This is a genomic window from Flavobacterium hibisci (assembly GCF_020026925.1).
In the GTDB taxonomy this organism is placed as follows: domain Bacteria; phylum Bacteroidota; class Bacteroidia; order Flavobacteriales; family Flavobacteriaceae; genus Flavobacterium; species Flavobacterium hibisci.
The window spans coordinates 87,331-106,140 of the sequence record NZ_JAIQDW010000007.1; the positions used below are offsets into that span (position 1 = coordinate 87,331).

The window sequence follows — 18,810 nt, forward strand, 5'->3', positions numbered from 1 at the left end:
TCAAAAAAATCTCAGTACCTTAGCGCCTCAGAAACTCAGTCGCTCAAACAATGAAACAAATTACTTCAGTCCAAAATCCGTTTATAAAATCGCTTGTTTTATTGCAGGAAAAAGCAAAAGCCCGCAAACAAACCGGAACATTTTTGATTGAAGGATTACGCGAAATTTCATTAGCTCAAAAAGGTGGTTACGAAATAGAAACCATTTTATTTTTACCGGAACTGGTTACTGAAAATCAAATTAGTAAACTGGTTTCATCATCAGTTCAATTAATTGAAATCAACAAAGAAGTTTATCAAAAACTGGCTTATCGAGACACTACAGAAGGAATTCTGGCTGTAGCCAAAACCAAATCACTGCAATTATCCGATTTAAAGTTATCCGAAAACCCATTAATTCTGGTAGCCGAAGCTCCCGAAAAGCCAGGGAATATTGGTGCCCTTTTGCGTACTGCTGATGCTGCCAATCTGGATGCTGTTTTAATTGCCAATCCAAAAAGTGATTTATACAATCCGAATATTGTTCGTTCCAGTGTTGGCTGTTTGTTTACCAATCAGATTGCAACCGGAACTACCGCTGAAATCATTACTTTTTTGAAAGAGAAAAAAATTAATTTTTATTGCGCCACATTACAAAATTCAACCTCCTATCATACCCAGAATTTCACCACTCCAACCGCTTTGGTTGTAGGTACAGAAGCTACAGGACTAACTCAGGAATGGCGCGATGCTGCAACTCAAAATATTATTATCCCGATGCAGGGCGAAATTGACAGCATGAATGTTTCAGTCGCTGCTGCTATTTTAATTTTTGAAGCTAAAAGACAAAGAGGGTTTTAGGTTGTGGTTGAAATTTAAGATTACATTGTATTACCTTATAAAAACCAATTCCCTAGCCCCGATAGCAATGAAAATCCTTTTTTGGCGGGGTTCGCCAAAAAAGATTGTAATGAATAGCGGGAATAGCTCCTTATAATTTCAAAACAATTAGACTTTATCGCAAAAAGAGCGTTAAATTTCAACAATCTTAAACCCAAAATCAGCAACCCATTCCCTTGCGTATATTTAAACAAATTCATATTTTTAAGGATTGAACCATGCCGTTATGACAGAAATAGATATTGAAAAAGAAAACAAAGCAATTGCACAAGAGTACAAAGAATTACTTCGAATCAGTTACCAGACTTTAACACCTACCGATAAAAAACTAATTCGAAAAGCCTTTGACGTGGCTGTCGATGCGCATAAAGAACAAAGACGTAAATCTGGCGAGGCGTATATCTTTCATCCTATTGCAGTTGCGAAAATTGTAGCTTCCGAAATTGGTCTGGGAGCCACTTCTATTGCTGCGGCCTTATTGCATGATGTTGTCGAAGATACTCCTATTACGGTTGAAGATATTGAGCGTTTATTTAATCCAAAAGTAGCGCAATTAGTCGAAGGACTAACGAAGATTTCTATGGTTCAAAAGGATTTGAATGCCTCAATGCAGGCAGAGAATTTCCGCAAAATGATCCTGACCCTGAACGACGATGTACGGGTTATCCTGATCAAATTGGCGGATCGTTTGCACAACATGCAGACCATGGATTCAATGGTGGAATACAAGCAGACCAAAATCGCTTCTGAAACTTTATACATTTATGCTCCTCTAGCCCATCGTTTAGGACTTTATAATATAAAAACCAAACTTGAAGATTTAGGCTTAAAATATACCGAACCTGCTGTTTACGAGGATATCGTAAGCAAGATAAGGGAAACGAAAGAAGAACAGGACGCCTACATCAAAGACATTTCGGATGTTTTGAAAAAATCGCTTGATGCCGAGAATATTGACTACATTATAAAAGGGCGACCAAAATCTATTTATTCGATTCGCCGTAAAATGCGTGCCCAAAATGTAAGTTTTGACGAAGTTTACGACAAATTTGCACTGCGAATTGTCTATAAATGTGATTCTCATGAAGAAAAATTTATTGCATGGAAAATCTATTCCATCGTAACAGATCATTACAGACCCAGCCCGAGTCGTTTACGTGACTGGATTTCATCTCCTAAATCAACGGGTTACGAAGCCTTGCACATAACCGTTATGGGGCCTAAAGGCCGTTGGGTTGAAGTACAGGTGCGAAGTGAAAGAATGGATGAAATTGCCGAAAAAGGATATGCCGCACATTACAAATACAAAAACGGTGCATCTGAAGAAAGTGGCCTTGACATCTGGCTGAACCTGCTTCGTGAAGCCTTAGAAAACCCGGAAACCAATGCGGTTGATTTTGTAGAAGATTTTAAAATGAATCTTTATTCACAGGAAATCTTCGTTTTTACGCCAAAAGGAGAAATCAAATCACTGCCAAAAGGCGCAACTTCGCTTGATTTTGCTTTTAGCATCCACTCTGAAATCGGAATTAAAACCAGAGGAACACGTGTAAATGGACGTTTGGTTCCCTTAAACCACGAATTAAAAAGCGGCGATCAGGTTGAAGTCATTACTTCTCCTAATCAAAAACCAACGGTAAACTGGCTGGATTATGTAACGACTTCAAGAGCCAAAAACAAAATCAAAAATGTTCTTAATGAGAACACTAAAAAAATTGCCGAGGAAGGAAAAGAATTACTTACCCGAAAATTAAGACATTTAAAAGTAACGCTTAACGAGCAGGTTACAAACGAATTAGTTAACTTTTTTAAATTAAAAACGAGTTTAGATTTATTTTATCGAGTTGGAATTGGCGCTATCGAAAATCAGCAGTTAAAAGATTATGCAGCGCAAAAGAGCAATACTTTTATCAATTTCTTTAAAAACAAAATCAAAAGAACGAAAGATACTGCTGCAGAAGATATCCATAAACCGGTAATCAGCAGCAATTACGACATGCTGGTTTTTGGAACTGAGCATGACAAGCTGGATTATAAACTATCACAATGCTGCAATCCAATTCCGGGTGATGATGTTTTTGGATTTGTTACGATAAACGAAGGAATCAAAGTACATAAAAAAGATTGTCCAAATGCCATTGGAATGCAGTCAAATTATGCGTATCGCATCATGAGCGCCAAATGGATTGACTCTTCTCAGGAAGAATTCAAAGCCATTATCAATATAACAGGAATGGATGTTTTGGGACTTACCAATCAGCTTACAAAAGTAATTTCCAACAATATGAGCGTAAATATTCAGAGTATTTCGCTTAGCACAGACGCCGGAATTTTCCATGGACAGGTGGCTGTAATTGTAAAAAACAATACTATACTGAAAAAAATGATTAGTGCTATTAAAAAAATCGATGGTGTTGACAAAGTGACCAGAGAATACAGAACCTAACTTTTTAACGAGTCTATAGGGGTTTTATAACGAAACTTTAAACCCGAAACTTTTATTGATTAAAAATAAAAAATTATCTTTGCCGGATATGACACTCATTTCAACTGACAACACTAGAAATCAAGAAATTGTAAAAAATGTTTTTACAATGTATCTTGAACAAAAAGGGCATCGCAAAACTCCTGAGCGTTATGCTATACTTCAGGAAATTTACGACAGCGAGGAACATTTTGATATAGAAAACCTATATATCAAAATGAAAAACAAAAACTATCGTGTGAGCAGAGCTACATTATACAACACGATTGAGTTATTGTTAGACTGCGCATTGGTGAGAAAACATCAATTTGGGCAAAATCAGGCTTACTACGAAAAATCATATTTTGACAAACAGCACGATCACATTATCATGACTGATTCGGGTGAGGTAATTGAATTTTGTGATCCAAGAATCCAGACCATCAAAAAAACAATCGAAGAAATATTTGATATTGAAATAACGAATCACTCACTTTATTTCTACGGAAACAAAAAGCAGAGTTCAAATTCATAGTCTGTTAAGACTTTTCAAAAAACTAAAAAAAAAGAAAAATTAACTACATAATCAGTAGGACAGCTTAGATTGTCCCAACGCAAATTAAAAACAGAATGACCGTAGATTTATTACTAGGATTACAATGGGGAGACGAAGGTAAAGGAAAAATTGTTGACGTACTTACCTCAAATTATGATATTATTGCACGTTTTCAGGGAGGACCAAATGCAGGACATACATTAGAATTTGACGGAATTAAACACGTGCTTAGAACCATTCCTTCCGGAATTTTTCATAAAAATTCAGTAAATATCATCGGAAATGGGGTTGTTATTGATCCAGTAGTTTTCCAAAAAGAAATTGAAGGTTTAGAGAAATTCAACCTTGATATCAAAAGCAAATTGATCATTTCAAGAAAAGCACACTTAATTTTACCAACTCACCGTTTGCTTGATGCAGCTTCTGAAGCTTCAAAAGGAAAAGCAAAAATTGGTTCTACTCTTAAAGGAATTGGACCAACTTACATGGACAAAACCGGTAGAAACGGTTTGCGTGTTGGAGATATTGAATTAGAAGATTTCAAAGAGCGTTACAGAGCTTTAGCGGACAAACATGAGGCAATGATTGCTTTTTATGATGTTGCTATTCAATATAATTTAGCTGAATTAGAAAAAGAATTCTTTGAAGCTATTGAAGAATTAAAGAAATTAGATTTCATTGACAGTGAAGAATACATGCACCAGGCTCAAAAAGCAGGAAAATCTATTCTTTGCGAAGGTGCTCAGGGATCTTTATTAGATGTTGATTTCGGAACTTATCCTTTCGTGACCTCTTCTAATACTACTGCTGCCGGAGCTTGTACAGGTTTAGGAATTGCTCCTAACAAAATCAAAGAGGTTTACGGAATTTTCAAAGCTTACGTTACACGTGTAGGCAGCGGGCCTTTCCCAACTGAACTTTTTGACGAAGTGGGCGCTACAATGGCAAGAGTGGGTAACGAATTTGGTTCTGTAACCGGAAGACAAAGACGTTGCGGATGGTTAGACTTAGTAGCTTTGAAATATGCTGTACAGGTAAATGGAGTTACGCAATTAATGATGATGAAAGGTGACGTTCTTTCAGGATTCGAAACTTTAAAAGTTTGTACAGAATACAACTACAAAGGACAAAATATTTCTCACTTCCCGTACAACATCGAACCAGAAAATGTGACTCCGGTTTATAAAGAATTTAAAGGCTGGAAACAAGATTTAACAGGATTGACTACTTATGATCAATTACCAATTGAGCTAAAAGAATATATTGAGTTTATTGAAAAAGAAATCGAAGTGCCAATCAAAATTGTATCAGTTGGACCAGACAGAAAACAAACAATAACAAAATAATACACTTTAAACGCTCTGATAATCAGAGCGTTTTTTTTTTGATATAGAAATTATGAGAAAAAATCCGGAAATAGAAGTAACAGAAACCAAATTATTATCTGACAACTGGTATGTATTAAACAAGGTTACTTTTAATTATAAAAAAGAAAATCAGCCTGTAGAATCACACATTCGTGAAGTATACGACCGAGGTAATGGGGCTGGAATATTGTTGTACAACTCATCTAAAAAAACAGTTATCCTTACAAGACAGTTTCGCTTGCCAACTTATCTTAACGGAAATAAAACCGGAATGATGATTGAGGTCTGTGCAGGACTTTTAGATAAAGACAATGCTGAAGAAGCCATAATTCGTGAAACAGAGGAAGAAACAGGCTATCGTTTAAGCAAAGTTCAAAAAGTTATTGAAACGTATATGTCCCCGGGATCTGTAACAGAAATTTTATACCTTTTTGTCGGCGAGTACAATGAAAGTATGAAAGTAAGTGAAGGTGGCGGACTGGATGCTGAACAGGAAAACATAGAAGTCTTAGAATTTACTTTTGATGAAGCTTATACAATGATTGAGTCTGGAGAGATTACTGATGCCAAAACTATTATGCTGCTGCAATATGCTAAAATAAAAGAGTTGATTTAAGATTTTTTTTTGTTTAGTTTTTAATAATTTCATCAAACGTAAACTAAATAAAATCATTTAAAAACTTGAAAACTTATACAAAAGCAGTCCTATTCATTTTATAATGATGAAGTAGGATTGCTTTTTTTAATATTTATAAACATCCCATCATAGACACTGACTGACTAATACGCATTCTAAGTTCATAATGAAAATCCAATAAATAATCATAAAAATTCTATAACGTCAGCTGCGGCTAAAAAATAGAACTTTACCATAATCAAAAACACCAATATTATGAAGAAGTTATATTACATCGCAAATGCACTACTTTTACTGATTTTAGCTTTAATGGTTTCATGCAAAAAAAGCGACACTATTACGATAGCTGAAAATAAAAAATCTAAGAAAACTGTTGAATATAAAAAACCAGAATCAACTGTTTCCTATCAGTTTACCAAATCTAAAGAATGGCTGAAAGCCAATGAAGCCGACAGTGTTAAAATGAATATTATCTATGCTCTGAACAGAACTGATAAAGCAAACCTTAAAAAACTGGATTCACTTATCGTTCCATCAGATTTCAGTGGTGATTTGGTTTATTACCTTCCATTTCCTTTACATGTAAATGCCTTAGAGGGTGTTTCAAAAATCATTATCTTCTCTTATCCCACGCAAACTTTTGCTGCTTATGAAAATGGTGAATTAGTTCGAACAGGCCCAACTAACATGGGAAGAAAGGCAGACCAAACTCCTACAGGTTTGTTTTTTACCAACTGGAAAGCAGAAAAAACAACCAGTACTTTTAATGACGAATGGGAACTTAAATGGAATTTCAACATTGAAAACAAACTGGGAGTTGGTTTTCATCAGTATGAATTGCCTGGATATCCTGCTTCACATTCCTGTTTGCGTTTATTAGAAAAAGACGCTAAATATCTTTATAAATTCGCAGATGAATGGATATTGAAAGACAAAGAGAACGTAAAAGTGAAAGGAACTCCTGTAATTGTTTTTGGAAGTTATGATTTTGACGGATCTAAACCATGGTTTCAGTTAACAACTGATCCTAAAGCGTTAAATATTTCTGAAGCTGAAATTGAAAAGCAGACAAAACCTTTTATTCAGCAAATTTTAGAAAATCAAACTTTAAGAGAAACGGAAAAAAATACGGCTTCGCTGTAGATTTTTTCTAAATATATCGCTATTAATTTATTATTTTCGTAGAACAATTCTCTTTGAAACGGAGCCTTGAAATGAAATTAAAATAAATATTTAATGTTAAAAAAATTAATTCTACTATTCCTGCTGTCCTGCCTTTTTACAATGGGACAGAGTAAAAAAAACTCAAAATTAGATTCTTACATCAGCCGAAAAGGAATTTATGAAATTAAATACAATCCCGAAAATTGGGTCCGAACAGAATCGTCAGATTGGGATGTAGAATTTCATGACAAATACAATTTGGTGAATGTCTATTTTATCGAATATGATTATTTCATTACAGATAAAAAGCTAAAAAGTACTATTGAGGATGAATATAAAGAATTTGGTAAAATCAAAAATCTTAAGATCTCTAAAAAGAAGATAAATGATTTAATGGTAAATTACTTTGAATGTGAATTAGATTACAATGACATATTATATAAATATCAGGGCTTCATTTATAACGGAAAAGGTGGTTCTATACAAATGCAGTATGGAGCTCAGGCAGAAGCGATAGAACAAAATCAGAATATCATTGACGAACTTAATAATGGGATTTCAATTATTAACTAAATAAAACAAGGCGTAAGAAAATTGAAAATCTTACGCCTTTTTTATATCATAAAAACTAAATTATCTGGAATAATTTGGAGCTTCTTTTGTAATGGTTACGTTGTGTGGATGACTTTCATTAATCCCGCTTGAAGTGATTCTGACAAAACGTCCAGATTCCTGTAAAGTCGGAATATCTTTAGAACCGCAGTATCCCATTCCGGCACGAAGACCTCCAATAAACTGGAGCATACTTTCGTTTAATTCTCCTTTGTACGGAACACGACCTACAATTCCTTCAGGAACTAATTTTTTAACATCATCTTCAACATCCTGGAAATATCGGTCTTTAGATCCCGTTTGCATCGCTTCAACAGAACCCATTCCGCGGTATGATTTGAATTTTCTTCCTTCAAAAATGATTGTTTCTCCCGGAGATTCTTTTGTCCCTGCCAGTAATGATCCTAACATTACACAGTCAGCACCGGCAGCGATAGCTTTAGGAATATCTCCTGTATAACGGATTCCACCATCTGCAATAACCGGAACTCCAGTTCCTTTAATAGCGGCAGCTACTTCAAGAACTGCTGAAAACTGTGGGAAACCAACACCTGCAACAATACGGGTTGTACAAATAGAACCAGGTCCGATTCCTACTTTTACACCATCTGCACCATTTTCTACTAAATATTTAGCTGCTTCGGGAGTTGCAATGTTTCCAACAATAACATCTATTTGCGGGAATTTTGATTTTACTTCTTTTAATACGTTTACGACACCTTCGGTATGTCCGTGAGCTGTATCAATAATGATAGCATCTACACCAGCTGCAACTAATGCTCCTGCTCTTTCTACAGCATCACCCGTAACTCCAATGGCAGCAGCAACTCTCAACCGACCAAATGTATCCTTATTTGCAATTGGCTTTTGCGTCAGTTTTGTTATATCTCTAAAGGTAATTAAACCCACTAATTCGTTTTTAGCATTTACAACCGGCAATTTTTCGATTTTATGCCCCTGCAAAACAACCTCAGCCTGTTCTAATGAAGTACCTTCGGCAACAGTAACAAGATTAGTACTTGTCATAACCTCTTCGATAGGTCTTGAGCTGTTTTTTTCGAAACGCAAGTCGCGGTTGGTAACGATTCCTTTTAGGATTCTGTTTTCATCAACGATTGGAATACCTCCAATTCCGAATTCTTTCATGGCAGCTTTTGCATCTGCAATTGTTGAATTCATTGGCAATGTTACCGGGTCTAAGATCATTCCTGCCTCAGCACGCTTCACTTTTCTAACCTTAGCAGCTTGCTGCTCAATGGTCATATTTTTATGCAAAACTCCAATTCCGCCCTCCTGCGCCATAGCGATTGCCATTGCACTTTCAGTCACTGTATCCATAGCAGCAGATACGATTGGAACGTTTAATGTGATATTTCTTGAAAATTTTGATTTGATACTCACTTCGCGTGGAAGCACATTAGAGTAGTTTGGTACTAATAGTACATCATCGTAAGTTAAACCTTCGCCGATGATCTTAGAGTTGTGTGCTATCATGTTGCAATTTCTAGTTGAATTGCGTGCAAATATAGTGAAAAAATTAGAAACTTGTTCATTAACTTATTCAGATTTTTTTTTGACTCTAAAAGAAATCGCTGTTCTGATACCTCAGCCCGGATCAAAATGAAAAGCCACGAAAAGTAGAAACACATTTTTTCCCGAGTGCTTGTAATGGAGAGCCGGAATAGCTGCTTGATAAATTTGAAATTTCAATAGCAAAATTTCTATGTCAGGTAAAATTCTAAAGTAAAAAATTTAATCTTCTAATAGATTATTGGGAATAAAATACTATTTAATGGAATTTACCAAATAACTTTGAAGCTTCGTTATAGGCACTTTCAAAACTTAAGGAATTTAAACCGGTAATTTTTTTATTGGCTGTAAAATAAGAAATAAGTTTTTCAGTTGGCATATTTCCGGTAAGTTTATCCGTTGCCATCGGGCATCCGCCAAATCCCTGAATAGCACCGTCAAAACGCGTACAGCCTGCTTTGTGTGCAGCATCTATTTTTTCGAACCAGCTGCCTGGCGTTGTATGCAGGTGTGCACCAAACTCTATTTGAGGGTACTTCGGGATTAAATGTGAAAAAAGATAAGTAATCACTTCCGGCGTTGAGCTTCCAACGGTATCTGAAAGCGACAGGATTTTCACCCCCATTTTAGCTAATTTTTCTGTCCACTCTCCTACGATTTCAACATTCCAGGGGTCTCCATAAGGATTTCCAAAACCCATAGAAAGATAGGTTACAACTTCTTTATTTTTTTTGTCTGCGATTTCAAGAATCTCTTCGAGAGTAACCAAAGACTGTGAAATGGTTTTATGCGTATTTCGCATTTGGAAGTTTTCAGAAATCGAAAAAGGAAACCCTAAATATTGAATAGCTTCATATCCTGAGGCTGTTTCCGCACCTTGCGTATTCGCTATAATCGACAAAAGTTTACTTGTTGTCTGAGATAAATCAAGTTGTGATAAAACCTCTGCTGTATCCTGCATTTGCGGAATGGCTTTGGGCGATACAAAACTTCCAAAATCTATCGTATCAAAACCTACCCTCAATAAAGCTTGTATGTAGGAAACCTTATTTTTAACTGGAATAAAGGTTTTGATACCTTGCATGGCATCGCGTGGACATTCAATGATTTTGATTTCTTTATTCAAAACTTATTCTTTTGTAAAGGCTAAGTTAGTTTGTTTTTTAAAGAAATAAAAATTAACTCTTCGCTGAATTATTTTTTGAGGAATACAATTAATATAAGTCCTTTATCTTATCAGAAACAAAATCAAATTCATCGCTTTTAATTCATTAAACACTAAACTATTATTCAAAATGGTAAATGTTTTTAATATAATACCTAAATCCGTAATAACACACAATATTACCAAAAAACGTAATAAAACTATTTATTACCAAAAAACGTAATAATTAAAAACAATACTTATATTTGTAATAGAAAAATTATAATTTTTTAATTATATTTGATTATGACTAGTATAATTACAGGTGATATAATAGGTTCCAGACAACAGAAATCTGAACACTGGGTTGAAGACTTAAAAAAAATCTTAGCCCCATTTGGCGAAACACCGAGTCAATGGGAAGTTTACAGGGGAGATGAATTTCAAATTGAAGTAAAAAATCCGGAAGAAGCTTTATTAACTGCTATTTTAATAAAGACCCATTTAAGAGCGATAAAATCTGATGCCCGAATGAGCATTGGTTTTGGTAATAAAACCCATAATGCCGAAAAAATATCCGAAAGTAATGGATCGGCTTTTATAAATTCAGGAGAACTTTTTGAAACTTTAAAAAAACAAAAAGTCACTTTAGCCATGCGAACAGGTGATGATGAAATGGATGAAAAACTGAATCTTATGATACAGCTGGCATTAACTTTCATGGATAGCTGGCTGGTACAATCAGCTGAATTTGTAGCTGTGGCAATAGAAAACCCAAATTTGTCACAGGAAGAATTAGGACAAAAATTAGGTATTAATCAGGCTGCTGTGAGCAGAAGACAAAAACGTGCCCAGTTTGATTTGGTTATGAATTTAGACCGCTATTTTAGAAAACAAATAAAACAACTTACAGCATTATGATTTTATTTATAAAACTGCTTTTAGCACATTTGTTAGGCGATTTTATCTGGCAGCCGAATTCATGGGTAATACATAAAGAAGCGAATAAGCATAAAAGCATTTATTTATACCTTCATATTTTGCTTCACGGATTCTTAGCCGTAATACTAATAGGAGAAATAAGTTTTATACCGTATGCTGTTTTGATTGCCGTTACGCACGGAATAGTAGATCTGATTAAATTGAGTTTTCAGAAAAAGGAAACCAAACGTACCTGGTTTGTTATTGATCAAATAGCACATCTATTAATTCTAATCGGCGTTGTGCTTCTTTATCAAAACGACAAATTAATACTTACAGGGATTGATAATCGATTCTGGATTCTTATAACCGGAATTATATTAGTAACCAAGCCCACTTCCATTTTCATAAAAACCATTATTTCAATCTGGAGCCCGGAAAGTCAAAACAGCCATGAGGACAATTCGCTTGCCAATGCAGGAAATTACATTGGCATTCTGGAACGTCTATTTGTAGTTTGCTTTATTTTGACCGGGCATTTTGAGGCCATCGGATTTTTACTGGCAGCCAAATCCATTTTCAGGTTCGGTGATTTAAAAGAAGCCAAAGACCGGAAACTTACAGAATACGTAATGATTGGAACCCTGATAAGTTTTGGAATTGCAATACTAATTGGTTTAATTATGCAGTCGCTTCTATTACAACTGTTGTAAAACCTTTTTGTTGATTGCTTTTATCAACGCCGGACCTTCATAAATAAAGCCTGTGTACAATTGCACTAAACTGGCACCTGCATGTAATTTTTCTATAGCATCATCGGCAGAATGAATTCCTCCAACTCCAATAATCGGGAAAGCTTTATTGCTTTTTTCAGAAAGGAAACGAATTACTTCTGTAGAACGTTTTGTAAGTGGTTTGCCTGACAAACCTCCCATTTCAGTTTGATTGGCAGATTGCAAACCTTCTCTTGAAATTGTCGTATTTGTTGCAATTACACCCGCAATCTGAGTTGTTTTTACAATATCAATAATATCCAATAATTGCTCATCTGTTAAGTCTGGAGCAATTTTTAAAAGAATTGGTTTTACTTTTTGAGTACTTACTTTTTGCTTTTCTACATTTCTGTCCTGCAAGGTTTGAAGCAAAGCGGTTAAAGGTTCTTTATCTTGTAAAGCCCTTAAATTTGGGGTATTGGGTGAACTCACATTCACTACGAAATAATCTACGTGATTAAAAAGTGCATCAAAACAAATGATATAATCCTTAACAGCATCTTCATTATCGGTCACTTTATTTTTTCCGATGTTTCCTCCAATCAAAACTCCCGTATTCTTTTTCAAACGTTCAACAGCTTCCAGAACCCCGCCATTATTGAATCCCATTCTGTTTATAATTGCCTGGTCTTCTTTTAATCGGAATAAACGTTTTTTTGGATTTCCTTCCTGCCCAACCGGCGTTACGGTTCCAATTTCGATAAAACCAAAACCGAAATCCCCAAGTTCTTTATAAAGCTTGGCATCTTTATCGAATCCCGCGGCAAGTCCAACTGGATTTTTGAATTTAATTCCGAAAACTTCTCTTTCCAATCTGGAATCTTTTACTTCGTAAATTGATTTGATAATTGATGAAACTCCCGGAATCTTTGAAATGAATTTTACAAATGAAAAAGTAAAGTAATGAACTTCTTCGGGATCAAAACAAAAAAGTATCGGGCGGATTATCAATTTATACATAAAAGTGCGGTGTTATTTTTTGGATGCAAATTTAAATATTAAACTTTAAAAATGTGTATTTTTCTAAACACATATAATTTGTATTGTTTGATATTTAAAAAAGAAATAAATATTAACCCTATAGAATAAATAGAATTTTTTATTTATTTTTGACAGGTTCTACAGATTATTCCCAGTTAAAAACAATTATAATGAAAAATAAATCCTTTTGGTTATTCAGCATAACTACAATCTGCGTTATTTCAATAGCATTTGGTTATACTAAATTAGCCTACATACCAAAAAAAGAAACTGTACAAGAATGCCATGAAACCCCGCATACCTCTGAAAATGAATTTAAACCTACTATTGAAAACAAAAACAAACCTGCCGGAAAAGCTCCGAAAGGGATGGTATGGATTCCGGGTGGTGAGTTTTCAATGGGATCAAATGTTGAGGATGAAAGTTTATGCAGCATAAAAGGCGTTACAAAAGACGCTGCTCCTATTCATCGTGTGTATGTTGACGGATATTATATGGATGAAACCGAAGTAACAAACGAAGAATTTGAAAAATTTGTAAAAGCAACCGGTTATGTAACAGTAGCCGAACAAAAGCCAACGAAAGAGGAGTTTCCAACAGCAAATGATGAAGATTTAATCGCAGGGTCTGCTGTCTTTACTCCTACATCATCTGCGGTTAATCTCAATAATTTTTTGCAATGGTGGCGCTATGAACCTGGGGCTGACTGGAGACATCCGGAAGGTCCGCGAAGTTCTATTAAAGGAAAAGAAAAATATCCAGTAGTTCATGTTGTTTATGAAGATGCTCAAGCTTATGCAAAATGGGCAGGAAAAAGACTTCCGACAGAGGCAGAATGGGAATTTGCTGCCCGTGGCGGAAAAACCGGAAATCTTTATGCATGGGGAAATAATTTAAAACCAAAAGGAAAATTCCAGGCCAATATTTATCAGGGACAATTCCCTATAAAGGACGGTGATACAGGTGAAGATGGCTTTAAAGGAATTGCGCCTGTAAAACAATACGTTCCAAATGGATATGGTTTGTATGATATGGCCGGAAATGTCTGGGAATGGGTGCATGACTGGTATAGTGTAGATTATTATAAATCATTAGCAGAAAGCGGAAAAACCGCAAGAAATCCGCAGGGGCCTGATGCTTATTATGACCCAAATGATACCGTAGAAATAAAAAGAGTACATCGAGGCGGTTCATTTTTATGTACAGATCAATATTGTACCCGATACATGGTAGGGACAAGAGGAAAAGGCGAAATCCGATCTGCGGCTAATCATGTAGGTTTTAGATGCGTAAAAAACAAATAAAAAAATTAAAATGCCGGAAGGGAATCAATCTAGAATCCCTTTTTTATTACTTGTGATATTAAAAGCTAAATTTTTACGCAGAAAAAAATTTCTATATTTGCTAAAAATTCAAAAAAATGCAACATATCATAGATCGCTTTATCAGTTATGTAACAATCGATACCGAATCGGATCCAAATTCACAAACAACACCAAGTACAGCAAAACAATGGAACCTTGCTAATAAATTAGTGGAAGAGCTAAAAGCAATTGGCCTTGAAGATGTAACGATTGATGACAAAGCCTACATCATGGCAACGCTTGCGAGCAATGTTGATTATGAAGTTCCAACTATTGGATTTGTTTCACATTTTGACACTTCACCGGATTTTAGCGGAGCGAATGTAAAACCGCAAATAGTTGAAAATTATGACGGAAAAGACATTGTTCTGAATGCGGAAAAAAACATCATTTTATCTCCAAATTACTTCAAGGATTTATTACAATATAAAGGACAGACCATCATTACAACCGACGGAACAACTTTGTTAGGAGCAGATGATAAAGCCGGAATTACTGAAATCGTTTCGGCAATGGAATATTTAATTCAGCATCCGGAAATTAAACACGGAAAAATCAGAATTGGTTTTACCCCTGATGAAGAAATTGGTCGTGGAGCGCATCATTTTGATGTTGAAAAATTTGGAGCACAATGGGCTTACACGATGGACGGAAGCCAGATTGGTGAACTGGAATATGAAAACTTCAATGCAGCCGGAGCCAAAATTACCTTCAAAGGAAAAAGTGTTCATCCCGGTTATGCGAAAGGAAAAATGATCAATTCGATGCTCATTGCAAATGATTTTATCAATGAACTTCCTAAAGGAGAAACACCACAGGAGACTAAAGGTTACGAAGGTTTTTTCCACGTTCATCATATAAAAGGAAACATTGAAGAAACTGTTTTAGAATTGATTATTCGCGATCACAATAAAAAGAAATTCGAAAAACGAAAAGATTTAATTGAGAAAATCACTAAAAAATTCAACAAAAAATTTGCTAAGCAATTTGGCGAAGATATTGTGATTGCTGAAATTAAAGACCAGTATTATAATATGAAGGAAAAAGTACTTCCGGTAAAACATATTGTAGATATTGCCGAAAAAGCAATGCGCGAATTAAACATAAAACCGATCATCAAACCTATTCGAGGTGGTACAGACGGATCTCAACTTTCATTTATGGGATTACCGTGCCCGAATATTTTTGCGGGTGGCCATAATTTCCATGGAAAATATGAATATGTTCCTGCAGAAAGCATTCAGAAAGCAACTAATGTAATTGTGAAAATTGCCGAACTTACAGCAATTCCCGGAATTTTTGATGCCCCTGAAAAGACTAAAAGAAAAAGATAATTTGAAATCAAAGTCTAACTTTAAATTCAAAAATACATAACAAAACCTTTATCAAAGTTTACAATTTTGATAAAGGTTTTACTTTTTGTCATTTTACCCCAAGGGAAACCCGGGCGATAGCGAACAGGCGAAGCAAATCACAAAAGAAACTCCGCAAAGAAATTTGCCAATCTTTGTCGATTCCCGAGTGTGATTTCTCCCTCCAGTCGAAATGACAGGATTGTGAAAAAAGGAGAATCAAAAAAAAATCCCAAACTCCATTTTAGATTGGAATTTGGGATTTTTAAATATTGGAATTTAAAACTTATGCTTTTTTAGCATTCAAAGCCGCACTCATCTCCATTGAGATAGCAGAACGCTCTAATTTTAATTTTCCAGACATTGTTTCGATTACAACAGTAGTTTCTGCTAATTCAGCGATTTTACCGTGGAAACCACTTTTTGTTACTATTTTGTCGCCTACTTTAAGGCTGTTTTCAAATTCTTTTTCGTTTTTTGCTCTTTTTTGCTGTGGTCTGATCATAAAGAAATAGATTACCACAAACATTAATAGAAATGGCGCAAATTGCGTTAATTGTCCCATAATTAAATTCTGTTTTTGATTTATATTTAAAATATTCTTTTTGGAATTTGTTATCTGATTTTTGGAATTTATTAAAAATTACATTAACCCTCTTCCAACTTTAATCATCTTTTTATTAGCAGTAAGTTCTTTTACAAGGTTATCTAAAATTCCGTTGATAAAAATACTGCTTTTTGGCGTAGAATACTCTTTAGCAATTTCTAAATATTCGTTAAGAGTTACTTTTACCGGAATTGAAGGGAATTTCAGAAACTCACAAATAGCCATTTTTAGTATAATGGTATCAATTTCTGCAATTCTTTCGCTGTCCCAGTTTGGTGTTTTATCATCGTATTCTTTTGCTAAAACGGTTTCATTTAAAATAGTACGTCTGAATAAATCTTTTGCAAAATCCTTATCTTCAACATCTTTGTATAATTTCGGAACCCTGAAATCATCCGGATTATATGTTTTGATTGCTTTTAACTGCTTTACGATATGTGTATTTACAACCGGGATATCATCAACCCATGTCAATTTATCGTCTTCCAGATACTCATACAGTTTTTCATTTGGAACAATAACATTTTCAAACAAATCTATTACAAATTGTCTGTCCTCCTCAAATGTATTGACATTATTGCTCATGTATTTTGCGTACAAATCACTTGCTTTTATATCATTTAAAAGCAAAATGATATAATCGTCGTTTAAAGACCAATTGTTGATTTTACGATTTTCTAAAGCAATGCTAAGCGAATTGCTTTCGGCTAAAAGCTGAAAAATTTTGTTTTTGATAAATTTTTCGTTCGGATTACGTTCTGCAGCAGTTGCAAGATGTTTTTTACTTGAAAGGTGTAAAAAAACAGATTCTTTTTTACAAATTTCAATCAATGAAGAAAGCATTATTAAATATAAATCCTGAATATTATCAATGCTGTAAAAAAGAAATTTTTCTTCTTTTTCCAGATTATCAGAACCGCTTTGATGCATTGCATAAATGGATTGCATGACTTTAATGCGTAAGTGTCTTCTATTTACCACCTTGTAAGAACTTTTAAAAATTAGTCTGCAAAAATAAGAATTAAAGAAATTATATTAAAATTTAATCCAATAAAAAATCGGTGAAAACGAATTAAATTTCAGCCTAAAAAAATCTCAGTTTCCAGTAACCGCTGCATAACAACTGAAACTAAAAACTGAGACTGAGAATTTAAACTATTATTTAAAATTATTTTTTGCTATTCTCTATTTTTCTTTGATCGATGCGGTTTTGAGCAATTGTAAGAGCAGCTTTATGTGTCGTTAAACCATTTTTGGCTGCAAAATCGATAATTTCTAAAGTTGTATTGTAGATATTTTCGGTTTTACTCATAATCTCAGCTTTTCCATAATGCGCTAATTCTGCATAAACATTGATGATTCCACCTGCGTTGATTAAGAAATCCGGAGCGTATAAAATGCCTCTTTCCTGTAATCTTGCTCCATGGATATTTTCATCTGCCAACTGATTGTTTGCAGCACCGGCGATCACTTTTGCCTTGATTTTTTCAATAGTATTATCATTAATTGTTGCTCCCATTGCACATGGTGCATAAATATCAACATCGGCAGTATATAAATCTTCGCCAGTATAAATGGTCGCATTATATTTTTGAGCTACCTGATATAATTTTTCTTCATTAATATCTGTAATCGTAACCTGCGCTCCTTCTTTAGTCAAATATTCAACTAAAGTTTCACCCACGTGTCCGATTCCCTGAACCAAAACTTTCTTACCTTCCAGAACATCAGATCCAAACTGACTTTTAGCAGCCGCTTTCATTCCTAAATAAACGCCATAAGCTGTAACAGGAGAAGGATTTCCAGAACCGCCTCTTTCTTCAGAGATTCCTGTTACATAAGGTGTAACATCCCTAACAGTATCCATGTCTTTTGTTTCCATTCCAACATCTTCTGCCGTAATATATCTTCCGCTTAGCGAATGAACAAATTCACCAAACTTACGCATTAGCTCAGGTGTTTTCTGGGTTTTGGCATCACCAATAATAACCGCTTTACCGCCACCAATATTTAGTCCGGTAATGGCAGATTTATAAGTCATACCTCTTGAAAGACGCAAAACATCGTTTAGAGCTTCCCATTCAGTAGCATAATTCCACATTCTTGTACCTCCTAAAGCTGGTCCCATAACCGAATTATGAATACCAATAATTGCTTTTAAACCTGTATCTTTGTCATTGCAAAATACAATTTGTTCGTGATCATTAAAAGATAACTGACCAAAAACAGGATCCATTTTTTGAAGTTCCTTTCCAGTTGCGAAAGTTGCATCCATAGCTAGTGTTATTTAGTTAAAATTATGAATTCGTCAAAAAGACAACTCAAACATACATAAAAAATACAAATGTGCTAATTTTTAAACTTATAATTAATAATTTTACAATATAATTGTTTTGACTAAAGTGTAAATTATTATGCTTTTCATCTATAATAATTCAAAAATTTAAATCAATTCAATAT

17 protein-coding genes are annotated in these 18,810 nt (G+C 34.6%); 11 read left to right on the forward strand and 6 right to left on the reverse strand.

What is annotated here, in order from left to right; genetic code table 11:
* Positions 1–50 precede the first annotated feature (50 nt).
* The 7 genes from K8B81_RS09200 to K8B81_RS09230 all read left to right on the forward strand — a co-directional run bounded on the left by K8B81_RS09200 (position 51) and on the right by K8B81_RS09230 (position 7,639).
* The gene (locus K8B81_RS09200; protein ID WP_223681107.1) at positions 51–839 is read left to right on the forward strand and encodes a TrmH family RNA methyltransferase; all 789 of its coding nucleotides are present in this window, start codon (positions 51–53) and stop codon (positions 837–839) included.
* A 265-nt stretch (positions 840–1,104) separates the two neighbouring features.
* Complete coding sequence (locus K8B81_RS09205; protein WP_223681110.1) at positions 1,105–3,324, forward strand: RelA/SpoT family protein; 2,220 nt, start codon at positions 1,105–1,107, stop codon at positions 3,322–3,324.
* 88 nt (positions 3,325–3,412) lie between these two features.
* Positions 3,413–3,877: a Fur family transcriptional regulator gene (locus K8B81_RS09210; RefSeq protein ID WP_113677966.1), complete on the forward strand. Its 465-nt coding sequence runs from the start codon at positions 3,413–3,415 to the stop codon at positions 3,875–3,877.
* A 95-nt stretch (positions 3,878–3,972) separates the two neighbouring features.
* Complete coding sequence (locus K8B81_RS09215) at positions 3,973–5,244, forward strand: adenylosuccinate synthase (RefSeq protein ID WP_223681112.1); 1,272 nt, start codon at positions 3,973–3,975, stop codon at positions 5,242–5,244.
* Between the two features lie 52 nt (positions 5,245–5,296).
* Positions 5,297–5,881, forward strand: a complete 585-nt coding sequence (locus K8B81_RS09220) for an NUDIX domain-containing protein (RefSeq protein WP_223681115.1) — start codon at positions 5,297–5,299, stop codon at positions 5,879–5,881.
* Between the two features lie 276 nt (positions 5,882–6,157).
* Positions 6,158–7,045 carry a L,D-transpeptidase gene (locus K8B81_RS09225; RefSeq protein ID WP_223681117.1) on the forward strand — a complete coding sequence of 296 codons (888 nt, stop codon included), beginning with the start codon at positions 6,158–6,160 and terminating at the stop codon, positions 7,043–7,045.
* A gap of 93 nt (positions 7,046–7,138) precedes the next feature.
* Positions 7,139–7,639: a hypothetical protein gene (locus K8B81_RS09230; protein WP_223681120.1), complete on the forward strand. Its 501-nt coding sequence runs from the start codon at positions 7,139–7,141 to the stop codon at positions 7,637–7,639.
* Between the two features lie 60 nt (positions 7,640–7,699).
* Here the strand turns inward: K8B81_RS09230 and guaB are convergent, their stop codons facing one another.
* Both guaB and K8B81_RS09240 read right to left on the reverse strand, forming a co-directional pair.
* The gene (gene guaB, locus K8B81_RS09235; RefSeq protein WP_223681122.1) at positions 7,700–9,172 is read right to left on the reverse strand and encodes an IMP dehydrogenase; all 1,473 of its coding nucleotides are present in this window, start codon (positions 9,170–9,172) and stop codon (positions 7,700–7,702) included.
* Positions 9,173–9,467: 295 nt separating this feature from the next.
* Positions 9,468–10,334 carry a hydroxymethylglutaryl-CoA lyase gene (locus K8B81_RS09240; RefSeq protein WP_223681124.1) on the reverse strand — a complete coding sequence of 289 codons (867 nt, stop codon included), beginning with the start codon at positions 10,332–10,334 and terminating at the stop codon, positions 9,468–9,470.
* Positions 10,335–10,658: 324 nt separating this feature from the next.
* Between K8B81_RS09240 and K8B81_RS09245 the strand changes: the two genes are divergently transcribed.
* Together K8B81_RS09245 and K8B81_RS09250 are read left to right on the forward strand one after the other, a co-directional pair.
* Positions 10,659–11,273, forward strand: a complete 615-nt coding sequence (locus K8B81_RS09245) for a SatD family protein (RefSeq protein WP_223681127.1) — start codon at positions 10,659–10,661, stop codon at positions 11,271–11,273.
* Positions 11,270–11,986, forward strand: a complete 717-nt coding sequence (locus tag K8B81_RS09250) for a DUF3307 domain-containing protein (RefSeq protein ID WP_223681130.1) — start codon at positions 11,270–11,272, stop codon at positions 11,984–11,986. The genes K8B81_RS09245 and K8B81_RS09250 overlap by 4 nt, the downstream gene beginning before the upstream one ends.
* Here K8B81_RS09250 and K8B81_RS09255 read toward each other — a convergent pair.
* Positions 11,972–13,006, reverse strand: a complete 1,035-nt coding sequence (locus K8B81_RS09255; protein WP_223681132.1) for a quinone-dependent dihydroorotate dehydrogenase — start codon at positions 13,004–13,006, stop codon at positions 11,972–11,974. The genes K8B81_RS09250 and K8B81_RS09255 overlap by 15 nt on opposite strands.
* 191 nt (positions 13,007–13,197) lie before the next feature.
* Between K8B81_RS09255 and K8B81_RS09260 the strand changes: the two genes are divergently transcribed.
* Together K8B81_RS09260 and pepT are read left to right on the forward strand one after the other, a co-directional pair.
* Positions 13,198–14,331, forward strand: coding sequence for a formylglycine-generating enzyme family protein (locus K8B81_RS09260; RefSeq protein ID WP_223681134.1), 1,134 nt, complete (start codon positions 13,198–13,200; stop codon positions 14,329–14,331).
* Positions 14,332–14,447: 116 nt separating this feature from the next.
* Positions 14,448–15,725 carry a peptidase T gene (gene pepT, locus K8B81_RS09265; protein ID WP_223681136.1) on the forward strand — a complete coding sequence of 426 codons (1,278 nt, stop codon included), beginning with the start codon at positions 14,448–14,450 and terminating at the stop codon, positions 15,723–15,725.
* 304 nt (positions 15,726–16,029) lie between these two features.
* Here the strand turns inward: pepT and yajC are convergent, their stop codons facing one another.
* The 3 genes from yajC to K8B81_RS09280 all read right to left on the reverse strand — a co-directional run bounded on the left by yajC (position 16,030) and on the right by K8B81_RS09280 (position 18,625).
* Positions 16,030–16,308 (reverse strand): preprotein translocase subunit YajC, encoded by a 279-nt coding sequence (gene yajC / locus K8B81_RS09270; RefSeq protein WP_223681138.1) that lies wholly within the window; start codon positions 16,306–16,308, stop codon positions 16,030–16,032.
* A gap of 78 nt (positions 16,309–16,386) precedes the next feature.
* The gene (nusB, locus tag K8B81_RS09275) at positions 16,387–17,298 is read right to left on the reverse strand and encodes a transcription antitermination factor NusB (protein WP_223681234.1); all 912 of its coding nucleotides are present in this window, start codon (positions 17,296–17,298) and stop codon (positions 16,387–16,389) included.
* 220 nt (positions 17,299–17,518) lie between these two features.
* Positions 17,519–18,625 carry a Glu/Leu/Phe/Val family dehydrogenase gene (locus K8B81_RS09280; protein ID WP_317196951.1) on the reverse strand — a complete coding sequence of 369 codons (1,107 nt, stop codon included), beginning with the start codon at positions 18,623–18,625 and terminating at the stop codon, positions 17,519–17,521.
* Positions 18,626–18,810: the final 185 nt, after the last annotated feature.